Below are 13,284 nucleotides of genomic sequence, written 5' to 3' on the forward strand. Positions count from 1 at the left end.
CGCGATCAACCTCATCCGCCTGGACGCCTGGCTCACCCAGACACCCCTCGGCGCGACCCGAGTCTCACACTTCGCGCGCCTCGACCTGACACTCACCGCATGACCCACCGAATTGGGCAACGGAGTCATGAAGGCAGGAGCACTGGCCATTTTCCAGTAGACGCCGATGTTGTCGCAGCCGTTGGCAAAGGTGACTGCGGCAGCCTCCAACGCCCTGGAACCGCCTGCCTTGGTCTGCTCGATATCGGCGTTCTCGCCGTTGGCGTGGTCGCGCCATGGCCTGCCAGGCGGCCTTGAGAGCTACTAGGGGCAGCAAGCCGAGGTAGGGGATGACGCGCTGGGGCAGGAAAATGCGCCGAAGGCGGTTGCGGTGCCCGGCCCCTTGGGCGAAGAACAGCGCGAGGATCACGATGTCGTCGATGTTAGTGATGGCAACAGTCCGGCGGCCTGCCCGATGATGCGCACGTTCACGAGGGAGTGGTTCCTCTCCGAGAGCGCCTGCCAGAAGAGTGCAGGAAGACGCGATCATCGCAATGCGGATAGCAGGAGCGTCTCGTGCTGGAGGATGAGTTCGCGGTCGGCGGTGGCCCAGGCGACGGCTGCTTCGGCGTGGCGGCGACGGGTCGGCATGAGTTCGGGGTTGGCGAGGTTCGCTGCCTCGACGTCGGAGACGTTGGCCTGCCTGCGCACCATCGCATCGAGGAGATCGGCGGGTGGGTGCCAGGGATAGGAATCGGTGCGGTTTCGAGTCCATCTTGTCCGGCTCCACCTAGCCGGCCCGGCGAAGCGTTCTTGGGAAGAGGCGCCCGAGCGCAGCGAGGTCCTTCAGGGGGCGGGCGTCAGCCCGCCTGGGAGAGCGTCCGGAGCGAAGCGGAGGGCCGTTGTGGGCGGGTGGGCATCAGACGGCCCACCACCGAATCGGGTAACGGGTGGGGGGAGAGAACGTCCGGAGCGCAGCGGAGGGCCTCTTTGGGTGGGCGGGTATCGGGCAGGATCTCGTGGATGCCATGACAAAACTACTGATCGTGCCGCGCTTGCGGCGATGGACCGGTCTTCAGCCTGGAATGTGCGAAGGGTATGGTGATTGCTTGTGACGACGTTCCGGATCAGCGAGGCCGCCGCGTTGCTCGGGGTCAGCTCCGACACCGTGCGCCGGTGGGTGGACGCGGGACGGCTGGCGGCCGGGCGGGACGAGCACGGCCATCGGCGTCTGGACGGCGCGGATCTGGCTGCCTTCGCCCGTGCGCAGATCGAGGCGGCCAGCGATGGTGGCCGGTCCTCGGCGCGTAACCGCTTTCGCGGGATCGTGACCGAGGTGATCCGGGACGCGGTGATGGCGCAGGTGGAGATCGCGGCCGGACCGTACCGGGTGGTGTCGCTGATGAGCCGTCAGGCCGCTGATGAGCTGGGTCTGGAGCCGGGGGTGGTGGCGGTCGCCGTGATCAAGTCCACCAACGTCGTCGTCGAGATTCCCGGCCACGAACGCGTGGCCGGCAGCCAGTAAGGAGCCACATTGGTGTTCAGGCGTCTTTCCCGGTGGGCGATCGCCGTGCCCGTCGTGCTCGCGCTGGCGGGCCTGGCCGGCTGCGGCTCCGGCGAACCGGCCACGTCCGGCACCTCCGCCTCGGCTTCGGCGTCTGCCGGTGGCGGGGCCAAGGAGGTGACGGTGTTCGCCGCCGCGTCGCTGACCGGTACGTTCACCGAACTCGGCAAGACCTTCGAGGCCGCCCACCCGGGCACCACCGTGAAGTTCAACTTCGGCTCCAGCGCCACGCTGGCCCAGCAGATCACCCAGGGGGCTCCGGCCGACGTGTTCGCCGCGGCCAGTCCGGCCACGATGAAGACGGTGGCCGACGCCTCCCTTGCGAGCGCGCCGACCACGTTCGTCCGCAACAAGCTGCAGATCGCCGTACCCGCCGACAATCCGGCCAAGGTGGACGACCTGAAAGACCTGACCGACGCCAAGGTGAAGGTCGCTCTGTGCGCCGAGCAGGTGCCGTGCGGCGCGGCGGCGGTCAAGGCGCTGGACGCGGCCGGGCTGAAGGTCAAGCCGGTCACCCTGGAGCAGGACGTCAAGGCCACCCTGACCAAGGTAGAGCTCGGGGAGGTGGACGCCGCGCTGGTCTACAAGACCGACGTGATCGCCTCGGCGGGCAAGGTGAAGGGCATCGCCTTCCCCGAGGCGGACAAGGCGATCAACGACTACCCGATCGCCACCCTGACCAAGGCGCCCGCGGGTGACCTGGCCAAGCAGTTCGTCGACCTGGTGCTGTCGCCGCAGGGCAAGGACGTGCTGGCCAAGGCCGGGTTCGAGGCTCCCTGACCGAGATGACTTCTGCAGCGCCGCACCGGTCCCGCCGCGAACAGTTGCCCAGCGGGGCATCTGGTCGTCTGCCCTGGGTGCTGGTGGTGCCGGCCGTGCTCGGGCTGGCCTTCCTGGTGTTGCCGCTGGCCGGATTGCTGGTACGAGCGCCCTGGCCGACCATGCTGGAACGGCTGGCCGAGCCGCAGGTGCTGCAGGCGCTGCGGCTGTCGCTGGTGACCGCCACCATCGCGACGGCCGTGTGCCTGCTGCTCGGGGTGCCGCTGGCCTGGCTGCTGGCCCGGGTGTCGTTCCCCGGCCGGCGGCTGGTGCGGGCCCTGGTCACCGTGCCGCTGGTGCTGCCGCCGGTGGTCGGCGGGGTCGCGCTGCTGCTCGTACTGGGCCGGCGGGGTCTGATCGGGCAGTGGCTGGAGGCGACGTTCGGCGTCACGCTGCCCTTCACCACCGCCGGGGTCGTCGTCGCCGAGGCGTTCGTGGCGATGCCGTTCCTGGTGATCAGTGTCGAAGGCGCGCTACGCGCCGCCGACCAGCGCTTCGAGGAGGCGGCCGCCACGCTCGGGGCCACGCGCTGGATCGTGTTCCGGCGCGTCACGCTGCCGCTCATCGCGCCGGGCGTCGTGGCCGGGGCGGTGCTGTGCTGGGCGCGGGCGCTGGGTGAGTTCGGCGCCACCATCACCTTCGCCGGCAACTTCCCCGGCACCACCCAGACCATGCCCCTGGCCGTCTACCTGGCGCTGGAGACCGAGCCGGAGGCCGCCATCGTGCTCAGTCTCGTCCTGCTCGCCGTCTCGGTGATCATCCTGTCGAGCCTGCGCGATCGGTGGGTGAACTCCCCATGACGGACGGCCTGTGGGCCCGGCTGGTCGTCACCCGGCCCGCGTTCGCTCTCGACATCGCCCTGGAGGCCGCCCCCGGCGAAGTGGTCGCGCTGCTCGGTCCGAACGGCGCGGGCAAGACCACCGCCCTGCGCGCCCTGGCCGGGCTCACTCCCCTGTCCGATGGGCAGATCACCCTCGACGGCCTCCCGCTGCACGCCCAGGCCGCCGAAGAGCGGCCGATCGGCATGGTCTTCCAGGACTACCTGCTCTTCCCTCATCTGACGGCGCTGGACAACGTCGCCTTCGGGCCGCGCTGCCACGGCGCCTCCAAGGCCGAGGCCCGCCGTACCGCCGCCGCCCTGCTGGAACGCGTCGGTCTGGCCGACCGCGCCGCCGCCAAGCCCCGGCAACTTTCCGGCGGCCAGGCCCAGCGGGTCGCCCTGGCCCGCGCGCTGGCCGTACACCCGCGCCTGCTGCTGCTCGACGAGCCGCTCGCGGCGCTCGACGCGCACACCCGGCTGGAGGTCCGCTCGCAGTTGCGCCGGCATCTGGCCGACTTCGACGGTGCCACCGTTCTGGTCACCCATGACCCGCTCGACGCCATGGTGCTCGCCGACCGGCTCATCGTGATCGAGAACGGCGCCATCGTCCAGCAAGGCGGGCCCGCCGAAGTGGCCCGTCAGCCCCGTACCGACTATGTGGCCCGGCTGGTCGGGCTCAACCTCTACCAGGGCCTGGCCGACGGCCATCGGGTCAAGGTGGGCGACCTCCTGCTCAGCACCACCGAGCACCTCCAAGGCCCTGTGTTCGTGGCCTTCCCGCCCGCCGCCGTCGCCCTCTACCGCACTCGCCCCGACGGCAGCCCGCGCAACCTGTGGCACGCCACGATCGAGGGCATCGAGCGGCACGGCGACAACGTACGCGTCCACCTCGACGGCCCCATCACCGCCTTCGCCGACATCACCCCGGCCGCCGTCGCCGACCTCGACCTCACCCCCGGCCAGCGGATCTGGGCGTCGGTGAAGGCCACCGAGACGCACGCCTACCCGGCATGAACGCCGACGACTGCCATGACGGCAACGCCATCTGCCTCGGTGGCCCGTGCCACGGCCTGCTCACCCACATCGACCAGGACATCGGCCTCTTGACGGTGCCCGTCCCGCGGCGCTCGCCCGACGAGCCCGAGACCGGCGCCCGCTACCGCGTCACCCGCGAGCGGGTGCGCTACTGCGGCCAGGCGGAGGCGTACATCGCCCTGCATTGGGTGGGTGCGCCCTATTCTTGCGGGCATTCATCCCCATAACCGGTCGTCGGCGCACAACCTGATCTCCGCGATCTGACTGATGTGCCTGGCCCCGCAGCGATCTCCCGGCACCACCAGGTGCGGGCCCTGATCGTCGAGATCCCGGCAGTCCATGCTGACGGCGAGCAGTGCCGGGGTGTTGCCGAACTCCGGATCGATCTCACCCCACGACAGCACCGCGCGATGGCCGTCCCGCCCCAGTACCGAGATCAGGAAGCGCAGCCGGTCCTTGCGTTCGTCCGGGTCGAACAGCGGCTCGGCCGACCGGAGCACGTCGATGAGCAGCGCCCCGCTGAAGTGGTGGCGCCGCAAGCCGAAGGTACGGCACTCGAAGCTCACCGTCGTCTCCCGCTGCGGCATCGACCGTAGCGTGGCCACACTCAGCCAGGTCGGCGCGCGCACCTCACCCGACAGTTGCGCATGCAGGTCGATCGACATGGGCTTCACCGGCCCCTCCTCGCCAAACGGCAGCTGACTTCCGCATGCCCGCTGCCCGTCTGGATGACACTCATCTGCCAGTCTTTGTCCTCTTACTGGCGGCAAATGCCAAGGAGATGCGTGGATAGACATCGCGTATGAGGAACCACACGACGGAGGCCGCGAACAGCGTCACCGATCCGGCCACCAGCGGGTTGACGAAGCCGGGCACCAGGTCGGGGCCGCAGGTGGTGTCGTGCAGCGGCCACATGTCCTGCGACCCGCTCGCCGGACCACGGTAGCCGTAGCTGTACAGGTCCGGCCGGACCAGCCCGCACCGGTCGTCCGGGTCGGTCAGTGCCCCGAAGGTCGTCGACTTCAGCCCGTACCCGTAGGCGGCGATCGCCGCACACAGCGCCGCCGCGGGCAGCCACCAACCCGCCCGCCGACGGCCTCGGGCTCGCAGCGCGAGCGCCGGAAGCACGAGAGCCGCCAGCGCCGGCACCGGCCAGGCCAGCATCAGCAGGAGCAGGGCTATGAAGACGATTTCCATCAGAGTGTGACCCTACGGGCCGGAACGGTATGGCCGGCGTCGAACGCGTCTACCAGTCGCCTCCTTCGTCCCCCTCATCGCCTTCGAAGATCTCTTCGGCGACCTCGGCCGCGACGAACCCGCCGACCAGGCCCGCGGCTCCGGCCGCCGCCACCGTTCCCCAGCCAGGGCCGCCGTCGTGACCATGGAACTCGTGGTCGGAGCCGTGGCCGCCGAGCAGCCCGGCGTGGCCGTATTGGGTCAGCCCGGCCAGCCAGCGGTCGAGCTCGCCGGGCCAGTCGGTGTGCAGCGCGTCGTCGTGGCTGACGTGGAAGCGGCCGATGGCGTCACCGGAGTAACGGCCGGCACGCTTGTCGGCCTCCAGGATGACGTCCAGACCCGCCGGCCCGGCCACGAAGGTGACCTCGACCTCGCCCACGACTCCGGCGTGCTGGGCCGGCGGGTAGAACTCGATCTCCTGGTAGAACGGCAGGTCCTGGTGCACGCCGTACAGCCGGCCGGCCTCCAGATCGGCGGCCTTGAACTGGAAACCGAGCTGCAGGAACGCCTGCAGGATGCGGAGCTGGGAGGGCAGGGGCTCGACCGCGATCATGTCGAGGTCGCCCTTGTCGATGGCCTTGGCGATGGCCAGTTCGGTGCGTACGCCCAGCGCCATGCCGGTCAGGGGCTGTCCGTCGATCTCGCTGATCGGCGTCTCCCACGGCACCGGGATCTGGAAGTCGAGGCTGCGGTCCTCGCCTTGACGCAGCGTGAACGGGGCCGAGACCTGGGCACGGGAGAACTCGCCGAGCCCGGCGTGCTCACCCTCGCCGTGCTCGATCTCCACCCGGGCCACGAGGCCGAGGGTGATGTGCTCGATCTCGGCGTCGAAGTCGCCGCCCTTGAGCCGTACCTCGCCGGCCAGCATGCCGCCCGGCCGGATCCGCGGGGTGGATAGGACGGTGTCCACCGAGGGCGCGCCCACGCCGAAGGCACCCAGCATCCGCTTGAAGACCACGCTGTCGTCTCCCTGTTGTCGAGATTGGTTGTGTCAGCCGCCCGCCTTAACGATCAGCGCGAGGACCGGGTTCCAGGGGCCGAGTAAAGCGTGTCTTGTGAGGGTGACGCAGGGGATCACCCAGGTTTGACTGCCGAAGGTTCGCCGCTCGGTACGGACTCGACACCGGCGGGTCGGTCGTAGATCCCTACGGCCCAGCTGCCTGGACGTTCACCGACTTCGGCCGACAGCCGTTCGCGCACTTCGGGCTGCCACAGCACTTGGGTAACGGCGCTCTCGTCGCACTCTTTCGGCGTCAGGGGCGGCTGGCAATCCTTGACGGTTTTCGCCGCCTCAGAGATCGGGGCGTCCGCCGGAAATACCCAGATTTGCAGGGACTGTGGATGCTTGAGCCAGTCGGCGGGTGCCGAAAGCTGGTCGTTGTGCCCGCCCACTGAAACCCCGCACCGTGCGGCCACACCATTCGGTTCACCGCCCTTGCCCTTTCCCTTGATGATCACCCACGCCTGCGGATCGTCGCAGACCACCGTGTACCCGGTGGAGAAACTGGTCGGAGTGAAGGTCACCGTCCGGCCGACGCCCGTCGTCTCGAACCGCTGGGAGTGGATGAGGGGGAGATCGAATTTCTCGGCCCCCAGCCTCACGGGATAGCTCGCGGGGAGCTTCGGCCCGGGATCGACCTGAGCCGAGTCCGCAGGGCGGTTCGCCACTGACGTCCTGTCCGCCTTGGGTGGTCCGGCCAGCAGGCCGTTCACCAGTCCGGCGGCCACGACGGCGACGGCCATGGCCGACCCAGCCGTCAGCGCCCGCCGGGTACGGCGGATGCGGCGGCCCCGCCGTACGATCGCGTCGAGATGAGCAGGCGGTTCGCCGCTCGCGGGGTCCTGGCCGAACTCGGTCAGGAACTGCCTCAGGTCGCTCTCGGTGTGCCTCATCGCTGGACCCTCTCCAAGCTCATGGTCTGAATATCCGGATCGACCCGAAGACGGGTGAGGGCTCGGCTGAGCTGGCTCTTCACCGCCCCCAGTGAGCACCCGACGATGTCGGCGACCTGGGTGAGTGTCCGTCCCTCGAAGTAGTGCAGAACGACCACCGCGCGCTGGCGCGAAGAAAGAGTGCCGATGGCGCTCCACATCGCGGCCTGGTCGGCCACCTCGGCGGCCGGGTCGCGTGGATCGGCCGTCTCAGGGATGCTCTCGGCCGGCACTTCCCCGCGCCACCGCCTGCGCCACCACGACGCGTGGGTGTTCACGATGATCCGATAGACGTAGGGGTCGGGATTTCCTTCGATCCGCCGCCAGGCGATCCATGCCTTCGCCAGCGCGGTCTGCACCAGATCCTCGGCCGTGCCCCAGTCCCGGGCGAGGAGGTATGCCATCCGGCACAGCCGTAAGTGCCGCTGTGCCACATATTCGGCGAACCCGTCGTCCATCGATCATCTCCGTCTCGTTGTCTCCGGCGATGACTACCGCTTGGGAGGCGCGAACGGATGACAGGCGTCTCGTACCAAAATGTTCAGCTGGGCGAGGTGAGGCCCAGGGACCGGATCAGCTCGGTGATCTCGGTGCGGTAGACCTTGGCCGGGTTGCGGGTCTGGCCGCTCAGATGACCGTAGATCTCCAGGGAGAGCAGGCCGTGCAGGCGGCCCCACATGCGCAGCGCCTCGGCGATCGCGGCGGGCGGCAGGCCGGGAAACTCCGCGCGGACCTTCGCGACCAGGGCTTCCTCGAAGTCGGTCCAGTCGTAGGCGTCCGTGGGACGGATCCGTTCGGTCCGCGGCCAGGCGCCGGCGACGAGGCCAGTCAGTCCCATACAGGTGCGGTGTTCGGCCTCGGGCGCGGCACCGCCCTCGGGGATCTGGTAGCCGGGCACCGGGTCGCCGTAGATCAGCCGGAAGCCCTGCGGGTTGGCCAGCGCCCACTCGCGGAAGGCCAGCGCCCACGCCAGGATCCGTCCGGCGGGATCATCCGGGGGTACGGTGTCGCGCGCCGCCTCCAGCGCGTCGACCAGCGAGGTGTGCACGTCCCGGATCAGCGTGGTGATCAGGTCGTCGCGGGTCGGGAAGTAGCCGTAGATGGCGCCCGCGGTCATGCCCATCTCGCGCGCGATGGCGCGCAGCGAGATCGCGTCGGGGCCGCCCTCGGCCATGAGCTTCAACGCGATCGCGCGGATCTCGGCAATGGTCTCGGCCCGCAGGCGGGCGCGCCGGTTCAGCATCTGATCGCCCTCTGGTTAACCACGCTTGACAGCCTACAGCGTTCAGTGGCTAATCTTCGTTCAGTAACTACACGCGGTTCAGTTTCTCGACGGCGTGTTTGGCAGCCGAATGAAGGAGATCGAATATGAATCTGGGTCTGTCCAGAAACACCGCCATGGTCACCGGTGCCGGCCGTGGCATCGGGCTGGCGATCGTGCGCGCGCTCACCGCCGAAGGCGCCGCGCTGCTCGTCGATAGGGCGGTCGCCGAGCTCGGCGCCGTGAAGGTCGCCTCGTGACCCGGCCCGGCCGGATGCTGGCGCTCTTGGCGTTCGCCCAGTTCACCGTCGCGGTCGACTACAACATCGTCTATGTCGCGCTACCCGATATCGGGCGGGCCATCGGCTTCTCCGCCCAGTCGCTGCAGTGGGTCGTCAGCGCGTACGCGGTCGCGTTCGGTGGGTTCCTGCTGTTCGGCGGGCGGCTCGTCGACCGGGTGGGTGGACGGCGGGTGTTCATGCTCGGCTCGGTGATCTTCGGGTTGGCGTGCCTGGCCGGCGGGTTCGCCACTGAGCCGGGCTTACTCGTCGCCGCGCGGGCGGTGCAAGGGTTCGGTGCTGCGCTGCTGTCCCCCGCCACCCTGATGCTGATCAACACGCGGTTCGAGGAGGGCCCGGCGCGGACCCGCGCGCTGGCCGTCTGGGGGGCGGCCGGCAGCGGCGGGCTGGCCGTCGGCGCGTTGTCAGGCGGCCTGCTCACCCAGGCATGGGGCTGGGAGTGGGTGCTGTTCGTCCTGGTGCCGCCGGCGTTGGCCGCCGCCGCGCTCGCCCCGGCCGTACTTCCGCCGGACGAACGGCACGCGGTGACGCGCGGTGGGTTCGACGTGCCCGGCGCCGTCCTGGCCACGCTCGGATCGGCGCTGCTGGTGCTCGGGCTGGTCAGTGGCCCGGAGGCGGGGTGGGTCTCGGTGCGCGGTCTGGGCGCGCTGGCGGCCGGTCTGCTGCTGCTGGCGGCATTCGCCCTGGTCGAGGGGAGAACGAAGAACGCACTGGTGCCGCTGCGGCTGTTCGCCGATCGCGGGCTGGTGACGGCGATCGGTGTGATCCTGGTCTTCCAGAGTGCCTTGGGCGGCGCGTACTACCTGTTCACCACCTACCTGCAGGGGGTGCTCGGGTACGAAGCACTGGCGGCCGGGCTCGCCTTCGTTCCGCTGACGGTCATCTCCATGGGCGCGTCGCTGCGGCTGGCCGGCGCGCTGCTCGCCCGCTGGGGTCCCCGCGCGACGCTGTTCGCCGGGATGGCCGTGAACGGCACGGGCATGGTCCTGCTGGCGGTGGCCATGTCGGCCGGAGCCTCCTACTGGATGCTGCTGCCGGGCGTGGTGGTCTGGGGCATCGGGGGCGGCGTGACCTTCCCGGCGATGTTCGTCTGCGCCGCCTCGGGCGTACGCCCCAGCGAGGCGGGCATCGCGTCCGCCGTGGCCACCACCGCCCAGCAGCTCGGCGGTGCGGCGGGCCTGGCCGTCCTGGTGGCGGTCGCCACGGCGGGCTTGGGCGATCCACCTGCGGCGCAGGCGGTGCTGAACGGTCTGCGCACGGCGATGTGGATCGGCGGCACCGCCTCCGTTCTGGGCGGTCTGCTGGCTCTTGCCCTTCCCCGTCCGAAGGCGGCTGTCACTCCCGTCAGCGGCTGAGTCTCTGCCAGGTTCGCTCGCCGAGCAGCGCCATCGCGGCCGGCAGCAGTACGCCGCGGACCACGGTCGCGTCGATGAGGATGGCAACCGCCATGCCGAGTCCCAGCATCTTGTACTCGATGGCGGACAGCGTCACGAAGACCGTGAAAACGCCGATCATGATGAACGCCGCGCCGCTGACCACCCCGGCGCTGGCCGCGATGCCGCCAACGATCGCCTCGCGGGCGGAGGCTCCGCCGAGCCGTCGTTCCTTGATCCGGCTGAGGATGAAGATGTGGTAGTCCATGCTCAGCCCGAACAGGATGACGAACATGAACAGCGGCAGCCAGCTCACCACCCCGCCATAGGAGCCGAACCCCAGCAGCGACTCCAGATTGCCGTCCTGGAAGACCCAGACCAGCACCCCGCACGCGGCACCGATGGACAGCAGGTTGAGCAGGATGGACATGAGCGGGACCGTCCACGAGCGGAACGTCAGGGCGAGCAGCACGAACGCCAAGGCGAGGATGAAAACGACCACGGTCGGGGTCTGGTCGTTCACCTGCTCGGCGAAATCGTGGGCTATGGCGGTCTTGCCGGTCACCGCGTAGGAGACGCCGGTCACCTGCCCGAACGCCGCGGGCAGCGCCCGCTCGCGGAGCATGGCCAGCGCCCGATCGGCCACCGGGTCGGTGACGGCCCCGGCCAGCGGCACCCGTACCACCATCGCCTGACCGACCGGGACAGCGGTGATCGGTTCGAGCAGCAGGCCATCGCTGGTGGCTGCCTGCCGGTGCAGCCCTTCGATCGCGGCGCGCACCTGCCGGGTGTCGGCCGGGCCGCCGTCCTCGCGTACGAGGACCACACGGGCGGCCGTCGCCGCGCCGGGAAACGCGCGCTGCATCGCGGTCGCGGCGTCCACCGCCGGGGAGATGCCGGGCGGCAGGCTGGCGGTCACGGCCGCGTCCTGGAGCCGGATGCCGAGTACGGGCAGCGCCAGCACCACCAGCACCAGGCCCGCGGCGGCCCCGCACAGCACCGGCCGGGCGACCACGGCCCGGGCCACCCGCCCCCAGACGCGGGACTCCTCGGCCGCGATCCTGCGCCGGCCCAGCCAGGGGATGCGGGCCCAGTCCACCCGGTGCCCCAGAGCGGCCAGCAGCGCGGGCAGCACCGTCAGTGAGCCGAGCACGGCCAGACCGACGACCAGCACCGTGCCGGCGGTCAGGCCCTTGAACACGTCCACGCCGGTGAACAGCAGCCCGACCAGGCAGAGCATCACGGTCAATCCGGAGGCCACGATCGCGTGCCCCGACGTCTCGGCGGTACGCCGCAGCGCCTCGCGCACGTCATGGCCCGCGGCGCGTTCCTCCCGGACCCGGCGCAGATAGAACAGCGAGTAGTCGATGCCGACGGCCATCCCGATCAGCAGCACGATGGCCGAGGCGGCACTGTTGAACGGCACCCACTGCCCGATGAACCCCAGCAGTCCGAACGTGGCCGCCACGACGGTCGCCGACAGAAGCAGCGGGATCCCGGCGGCGATCAGCGAGCCGAACACGGCCAGCAGGATCACGATGGTCAGCGGCAGGGACGTCGTCTCGGCGCGCCCCAGGTCGTCCTTGATGCCCGCGTCGACCGCGCCGGACAGACTGCCGTCGCCCGCCTGGCTGAAGCGCACCCCAGGATGTAGCCGCCGCGCCTGCTCCACGGCCGCACCGGCGGCGGCTGCGTGGTCGGCGCGCCGTTCGTCCGGACCGGCCACCTCGAAGGTGACCAGCCCGGAACGACCGTCACGCGACACCCAGCGCTCACCCTGCGCGGCCAGCGGCGAGCCGATGTCCCGAACCGCCTCCGGTGTCCGGCCCAGCAGGGTCACCAGGTCTTTCGCGGCGGCGCGCAGCTCCGGGTCGTCGGAGAAGCGTCCTGTGCCGTCGTGCGGCTGGATCAGCACGTTCTCGCGTACGGAGTTGTCGCCGCGCTGGGCGTTCACCATCTGCCCGGCCCGGCCCGCCTCACCGGCGTCGACGGCGCGCGCGTCGTCACCCGAGACCAGCGCGCTGGACAGCACGGCGGCCAGGACCAGCGCGAGCCAGCCGGCGATGGCCAGGGTGCGGTGCCGGACGGACCACCCCGCGACGGCTGCGATCACGCCGGTCCTGGCCGCCCGTGGGCCGGGCGGCGTGCTGGCGCGAGGGGCCGATTTGCTTTCGGGCAGCATGAACTGCTCTCCTCGTTCTTGGTGGAGTGTTCCTGTGGAGCTCGCCTGTCGGCGAGGTGGTTCGTCTCCCCGCTCCCGGGCCGTCGAGTTGCAGCTCGGCGGCCCGGAACCATGCCTCGGGGACTACTCGACGTCCTTGAGCACCCGCTCGATGGCGTCGGTACGGTCGCGCAGCGCCGAGAGCTGATCATTGATCTCGGCGAGCTGCTGGCCGATGTGCTGCTGGGACTCGGTGGCGGTCTCGGCGATCTTCTTGTACTCGGCCTCGCGGGCCAGCTGAGCCTTGGCCCGCCAGGAGATGGCGAATTGCCAGACGACCGTGACGATTACCGCGGTGACCAGGACGAACATGCCGATGGTGCCGATGACCTCCTGCCACTCGTGCTCGTTCATCGCTCGGAGCCCTTGTCGGTGGTCAGCGTCCGTACGGCGTCCAGGATGCGCTCCGGCGTCAGGTGGACCGAGAACCTGCGTAGCTCGTAGTACTTCATTGCCTTTCCTTCTTCCGACAGCTCCAGCTGCGAGGAAACCAGACCGGCGGCCTCCAGCTTCTTCAGGTGGACCTGGAGCAGCGCCCTGCTGATGCCGAGCTCACGCGCCAGTCGGCTCACGTAGTTTCGGCCGCCGGCGAGGGCCGCGATGACGCGCAGCCGGTGCGGGTTGGACAAGGTGGCCAGCACCCGCACCAGATCGTCTCCCGTCGGCGCGGGATCGCTCACCTCAACCTCCAGCACATGCCAACAAACATTAGCAGGTGCCTAGAAATGATTATGCGCCATGATGA

Annotated in this window: 17 protein-coding genes; 7 read left to right on the forward strand and 10 right to left on the reverse strand. The window is 69.9% G+C overall.

From position 1 onward, the window contains the following. Positions 1-525: 525 nt before the first annotated feature. Complete coding sequence (locus KME78_RS62005; RefSeq protein WP_219539640.1) at positions 526-693, reverse strand: hypothetical protein; 168 nt, start codon at positions 691-693, stop codon at positions 526-528. A 397-nt stretch (positions 694-1,090) separates the two neighbouring features. Between KME78_RS62005 and KME78_RS62010 the strand changes: the two genes are divergently transcribed. From KME78_RS62010 to KME78_RS62030, 5 genes are read left to right on the forward strand one after another with little or no spacing between them, the layout of a single operon-like run. Continuing rightward, on the forward strand, positions 1,091-1,504 hold the full coding sequence (locus KME78_RS62010) for a TOBE domain-containing protein (protein WP_219539641.1): 414 nt from the start codon (positions 1,091-1,093) through the stop codon (positions 1,502-1,504). Positions 1,505-1,516: 12 nt separating this feature from the next. Next, on the forward strand, positions 1,517-2,323 hold the full coding sequence (modA, locus tag KME78_RS62015; RefSeq protein ID WP_219539642.1) for a molybdate ABC transporter substrate-binding protein: 807 nt from the start codon (positions 1,517-1,519) through the stop codon (positions 2,321-2,323). A 5-nt stretch (positions 2,324-2,328) separates the two neighbouring features. Then, complete coding sequence (locus KME78_RS62020) at positions 2,329-3,162, forward strand: ABC transporter permease (protein WP_219539643.1); 834 nt, start codon at positions 2,329-2,331, stop codon at positions 3,160-3,162. Beyond that, positions 3,159-4,196, forward strand: coding sequence for an ABC transporter ATP-binding protein (locus tag KME78_RS62025; RefSeq protein WP_219539644.1), 1,038 nt, complete (start codon positions 3,159-3,161; stop codon positions 4,194-4,196). The genes KME78_RS62020 and KME78_RS62025 overlap by 4 nt, the downstream gene beginning before the upstream one ends. Continuing rightward, on the forward strand, positions 4,193-4,444 hold the full coding sequence (locus tag KME78_RS62030) for a hypothetical protein (protein WP_219539645.1): 252 nt from the start codon (positions 4,193-4,195) through the stop codon (positions 4,442-4,444). The genes KME78_RS62025 and KME78_RS62030 overlap by 4 nt, the downstream gene beginning before the upstream one ends. On the opposite strand, the gene KME78_RS62035 is transcribed toward KME78_RS62030, so the two are convergent. From KME78_RS62035 to KME78_RS62060, 6 genes are all read right to left on the reverse strand, one after another. Continuing rightward, entirely contained in the window at positions 4,433-4,891 is a 459-nt protein-coding gene (locus tag KME78_RS62035; protein ID WP_219539646.1) for a molybdopterin-binding protein, read from the reverse strand. The two genes, KME78_RS62030 and KME78_RS62035, sit on opposite strands and share 12 nt — an antisense overlap. A 61-nt stretch (positions 4,892-4,952) precedes the next feature. After that, complete coding sequence (locus KME78_RS62040) at positions 4,953-5,414, reverse strand: hypothetical protein (RefSeq protein WP_219539647.1); 462 nt, start codon at positions 5,412-5,414, stop codon at positions 4,953-4,955. A 49-nt stretch (positions 5,415-5,463) separates the two neighbouring features. Beyond that, positions 5,464-6,411 carry a sporulation protein gene (locus tag KME78_RS62045; protein WP_219539648.1) on the reverse strand — a complete coding sequence of 316 codons (948 nt, stop codon included), beginning with the start codon at positions 6,409-6,411 and terminating at the stop codon, positions 5,464-5,466. 116 nt (positions 6,412-6,527) lie between these two features. Beyond that, positions 6,528-7,346 (reverse strand): hypothetical protein, encoded by an 819-nt coding sequence (locus KME78_RS62050; RefSeq protein WP_219539649.1) that lies wholly within the window; start codon positions 7,344-7,346, stop codon positions 6,528-6,530. Continuing rightward, complete coding sequence (locus KME78_RS62055; protein WP_219539650.1) at positions 7,343-7,843, reverse strand: SigE family RNA polymerase sigma factor; 501 nt, start codon at positions 7,841-7,843, stop codon at positions 7,343-7,345. The genes KME78_RS62050 and KME78_RS62055 overlap by 4 nt, the downstream gene beginning before the upstream one ends. An 83-nt stretch (positions 7,844-7,926) precedes the next feature. Further along, on the reverse strand, positions 7,927-8,628 hold the full coding sequence (locus tag KME78_RS62060; protein ID WP_219539651.1) for a TetR/AcrR family transcriptional regulator: 702 nt from the start codon (positions 8,626-8,628) through the stop codon (positions 7,927-7,929). A 125-nt stretch (positions 8,629-8,753) separates the two neighbouring features. On the opposite strand from KME78_RS62060, the gene KME78_RS62065 reads away from it, so the two are divergent. Together KME78_RS62065 and KME78_RS62070 are read left to right on the forward strand one after the other, a co-directional pair. Further along, a complete protein-coding gene (locus KME78_RS62065; RefSeq protein ID WP_219539652.1) occupies positions 8,754-8,906 on the forward strand; it encodes an SDR family NAD(P)-dependent oxidoreductase in 153 nt (50 codons plus the stop codon). Beyond that, complete coding sequence (locus tag KME78_RS62070; protein ID WP_308127597.1) at positions 8,903-10,300, forward strand: MFS transporter; 1,398 nt, start codon at positions 8,903-8,905, stop codon at positions 10,298-10,300. Before KME78_RS62065 ends, KME78_RS62070 begins: the two co-directional genes overlap by 4 nt. On the opposite strand, the gene KME78_RS62075 is transcribed toward KME78_RS62070, so the two are convergent. From KME78_RS62075 to KME78_RS62085, 3 genes are all read right to left on the reverse strand, one after another. Continuing rightward, a complete protein-coding gene (locus tag KME78_RS62075; RefSeq protein ID WP_219539653.1) occupies positions 10,290-12,500 on the reverse strand; it encodes an MMPL family transporter in 2,211 nt (736 codons plus the stop codon). The genes KME78_RS62070 and KME78_RS62075 overlap by 11 nt on opposite strands. Positions 12,501-12,623: 123 nt before the next feature. Further along, positions 12,624-12,893 carry a hypothetical protein gene (locus tag KME78_RS62080; RefSeq protein WP_219539654.1) on the reverse strand — a complete coding sequence of 90 codons (270 nt, stop codon included), beginning with the start codon at positions 12,891-12,893 and terminating at the stop codon, positions 12,624-12,626. Continuing rightward, positions 12,890-13,219 carry an ArsR/SmtB family transcription factor gene (locus KME78_RS62085; protein ID WP_219539655.1) on the reverse strand — a complete coding sequence of 110 codons (330 nt, stop codon included), beginning with the start codon at positions 13,217-13,219 and terminating at the stop codon, positions 12,890-12,892. The genes KME78_RS62080 and KME78_RS62085 overlap by 4 nt, the downstream gene beginning before the upstream one ends. Positions 13,220-13,284 lie beyond the last annotated feature (65 nt).

The sequence above is a fragment of the Nonomuraea guangzhouensis genome (genome assembly GCF_019396345.1).
Lineage (GTDB): Bacteria > Actinomycetota > Actinomycetes > Streptosporangiales > Streptosporangiaceae > Nonomuraea > Nonomuraea guangzhouensis.

Excerpts from the sequence above, each read along its gene's own strand:
- KME78_RS62025 (WP_219539644.1), top strand. The coding sequence starts at position 3,159 with ATGACGGACGGCCTGTGGGCCCGGCTGGTCGTCACCCGGCCCGCGTTC.
- KME78_RS62060 (WP_219539651.1), bottom strand. The coding sequence starts at position 8,628 with ATGCTGAACCGGCGCGCCCGCCTGCGGGCCGAGACCATTGCCGAGATC.
- KME78_RS62080 (WP_219539654.1), bottom strand. The coding sequence starts at position 12,893 with ATGAACGAGCACGAGTGGCAGGAGGTCATCGGCACCATCGGCATGTTC.
- KME78_RS62050 (WP_219539649.1), bottom strand. The coding sequence starts at position 7,346 with ATGAGGCACACCGAGAGCGACCTGAGGCAGTTCCTGACCGAGTTCGGC.
- KME78_RS62065 (WP_219539652.1), top strand. The coding sequence starts at position 8,754 with ATGAATCTGGGTCTGTCCAGAAACACCGCCATGGTCACCGGTGCCGGC.
- KME78_RS62075 (WP_219539653.1), bottom strand. The coding sequence starts at position 12,500 with ATGCTGCCCGAAAGCAAATCGGCCCCTCGCGCCAGCACGCCGCCCGGC.
- KME78_RS62055 (WP_219539650.1), bottom strand. The coding sequence starts at position 7,843 with ATGGACGACGGGTTCGCCGAATATGTGGCACAGCGGCACTTACGGCTG.
- KME78_RS62030 (WP_219539645.1), top strand. The coding sequence starts at position 4,193 with ATGAACGCCGACGACTGCCATGACGGCAACGCCATCTGCCTCGGTGGC.
- KME78_RS62005 (WP_219539640.1), bottom strand. The coding sequence starts at position 693 with ATGGTGCGCAGGCAGGCCAACGTCTCCGACGTCGAGGCAGCGAACCTC.
- KME78_RS62020 (WP_219539643.1), top strand. The coding sequence starts at position 2,329 with ATGACTTCTGCAGCGCCGCACCGGTCCCGCCGCGAACAGTTGCCCAGC.
- KME78_RS62040 (WP_219539647.1), bottom strand. The coding sequence starts at position 5,414 with ATGGAAATCGTCTTCATAGCCCTGCTCCTGCTGATGCTGGCCTGGCCG.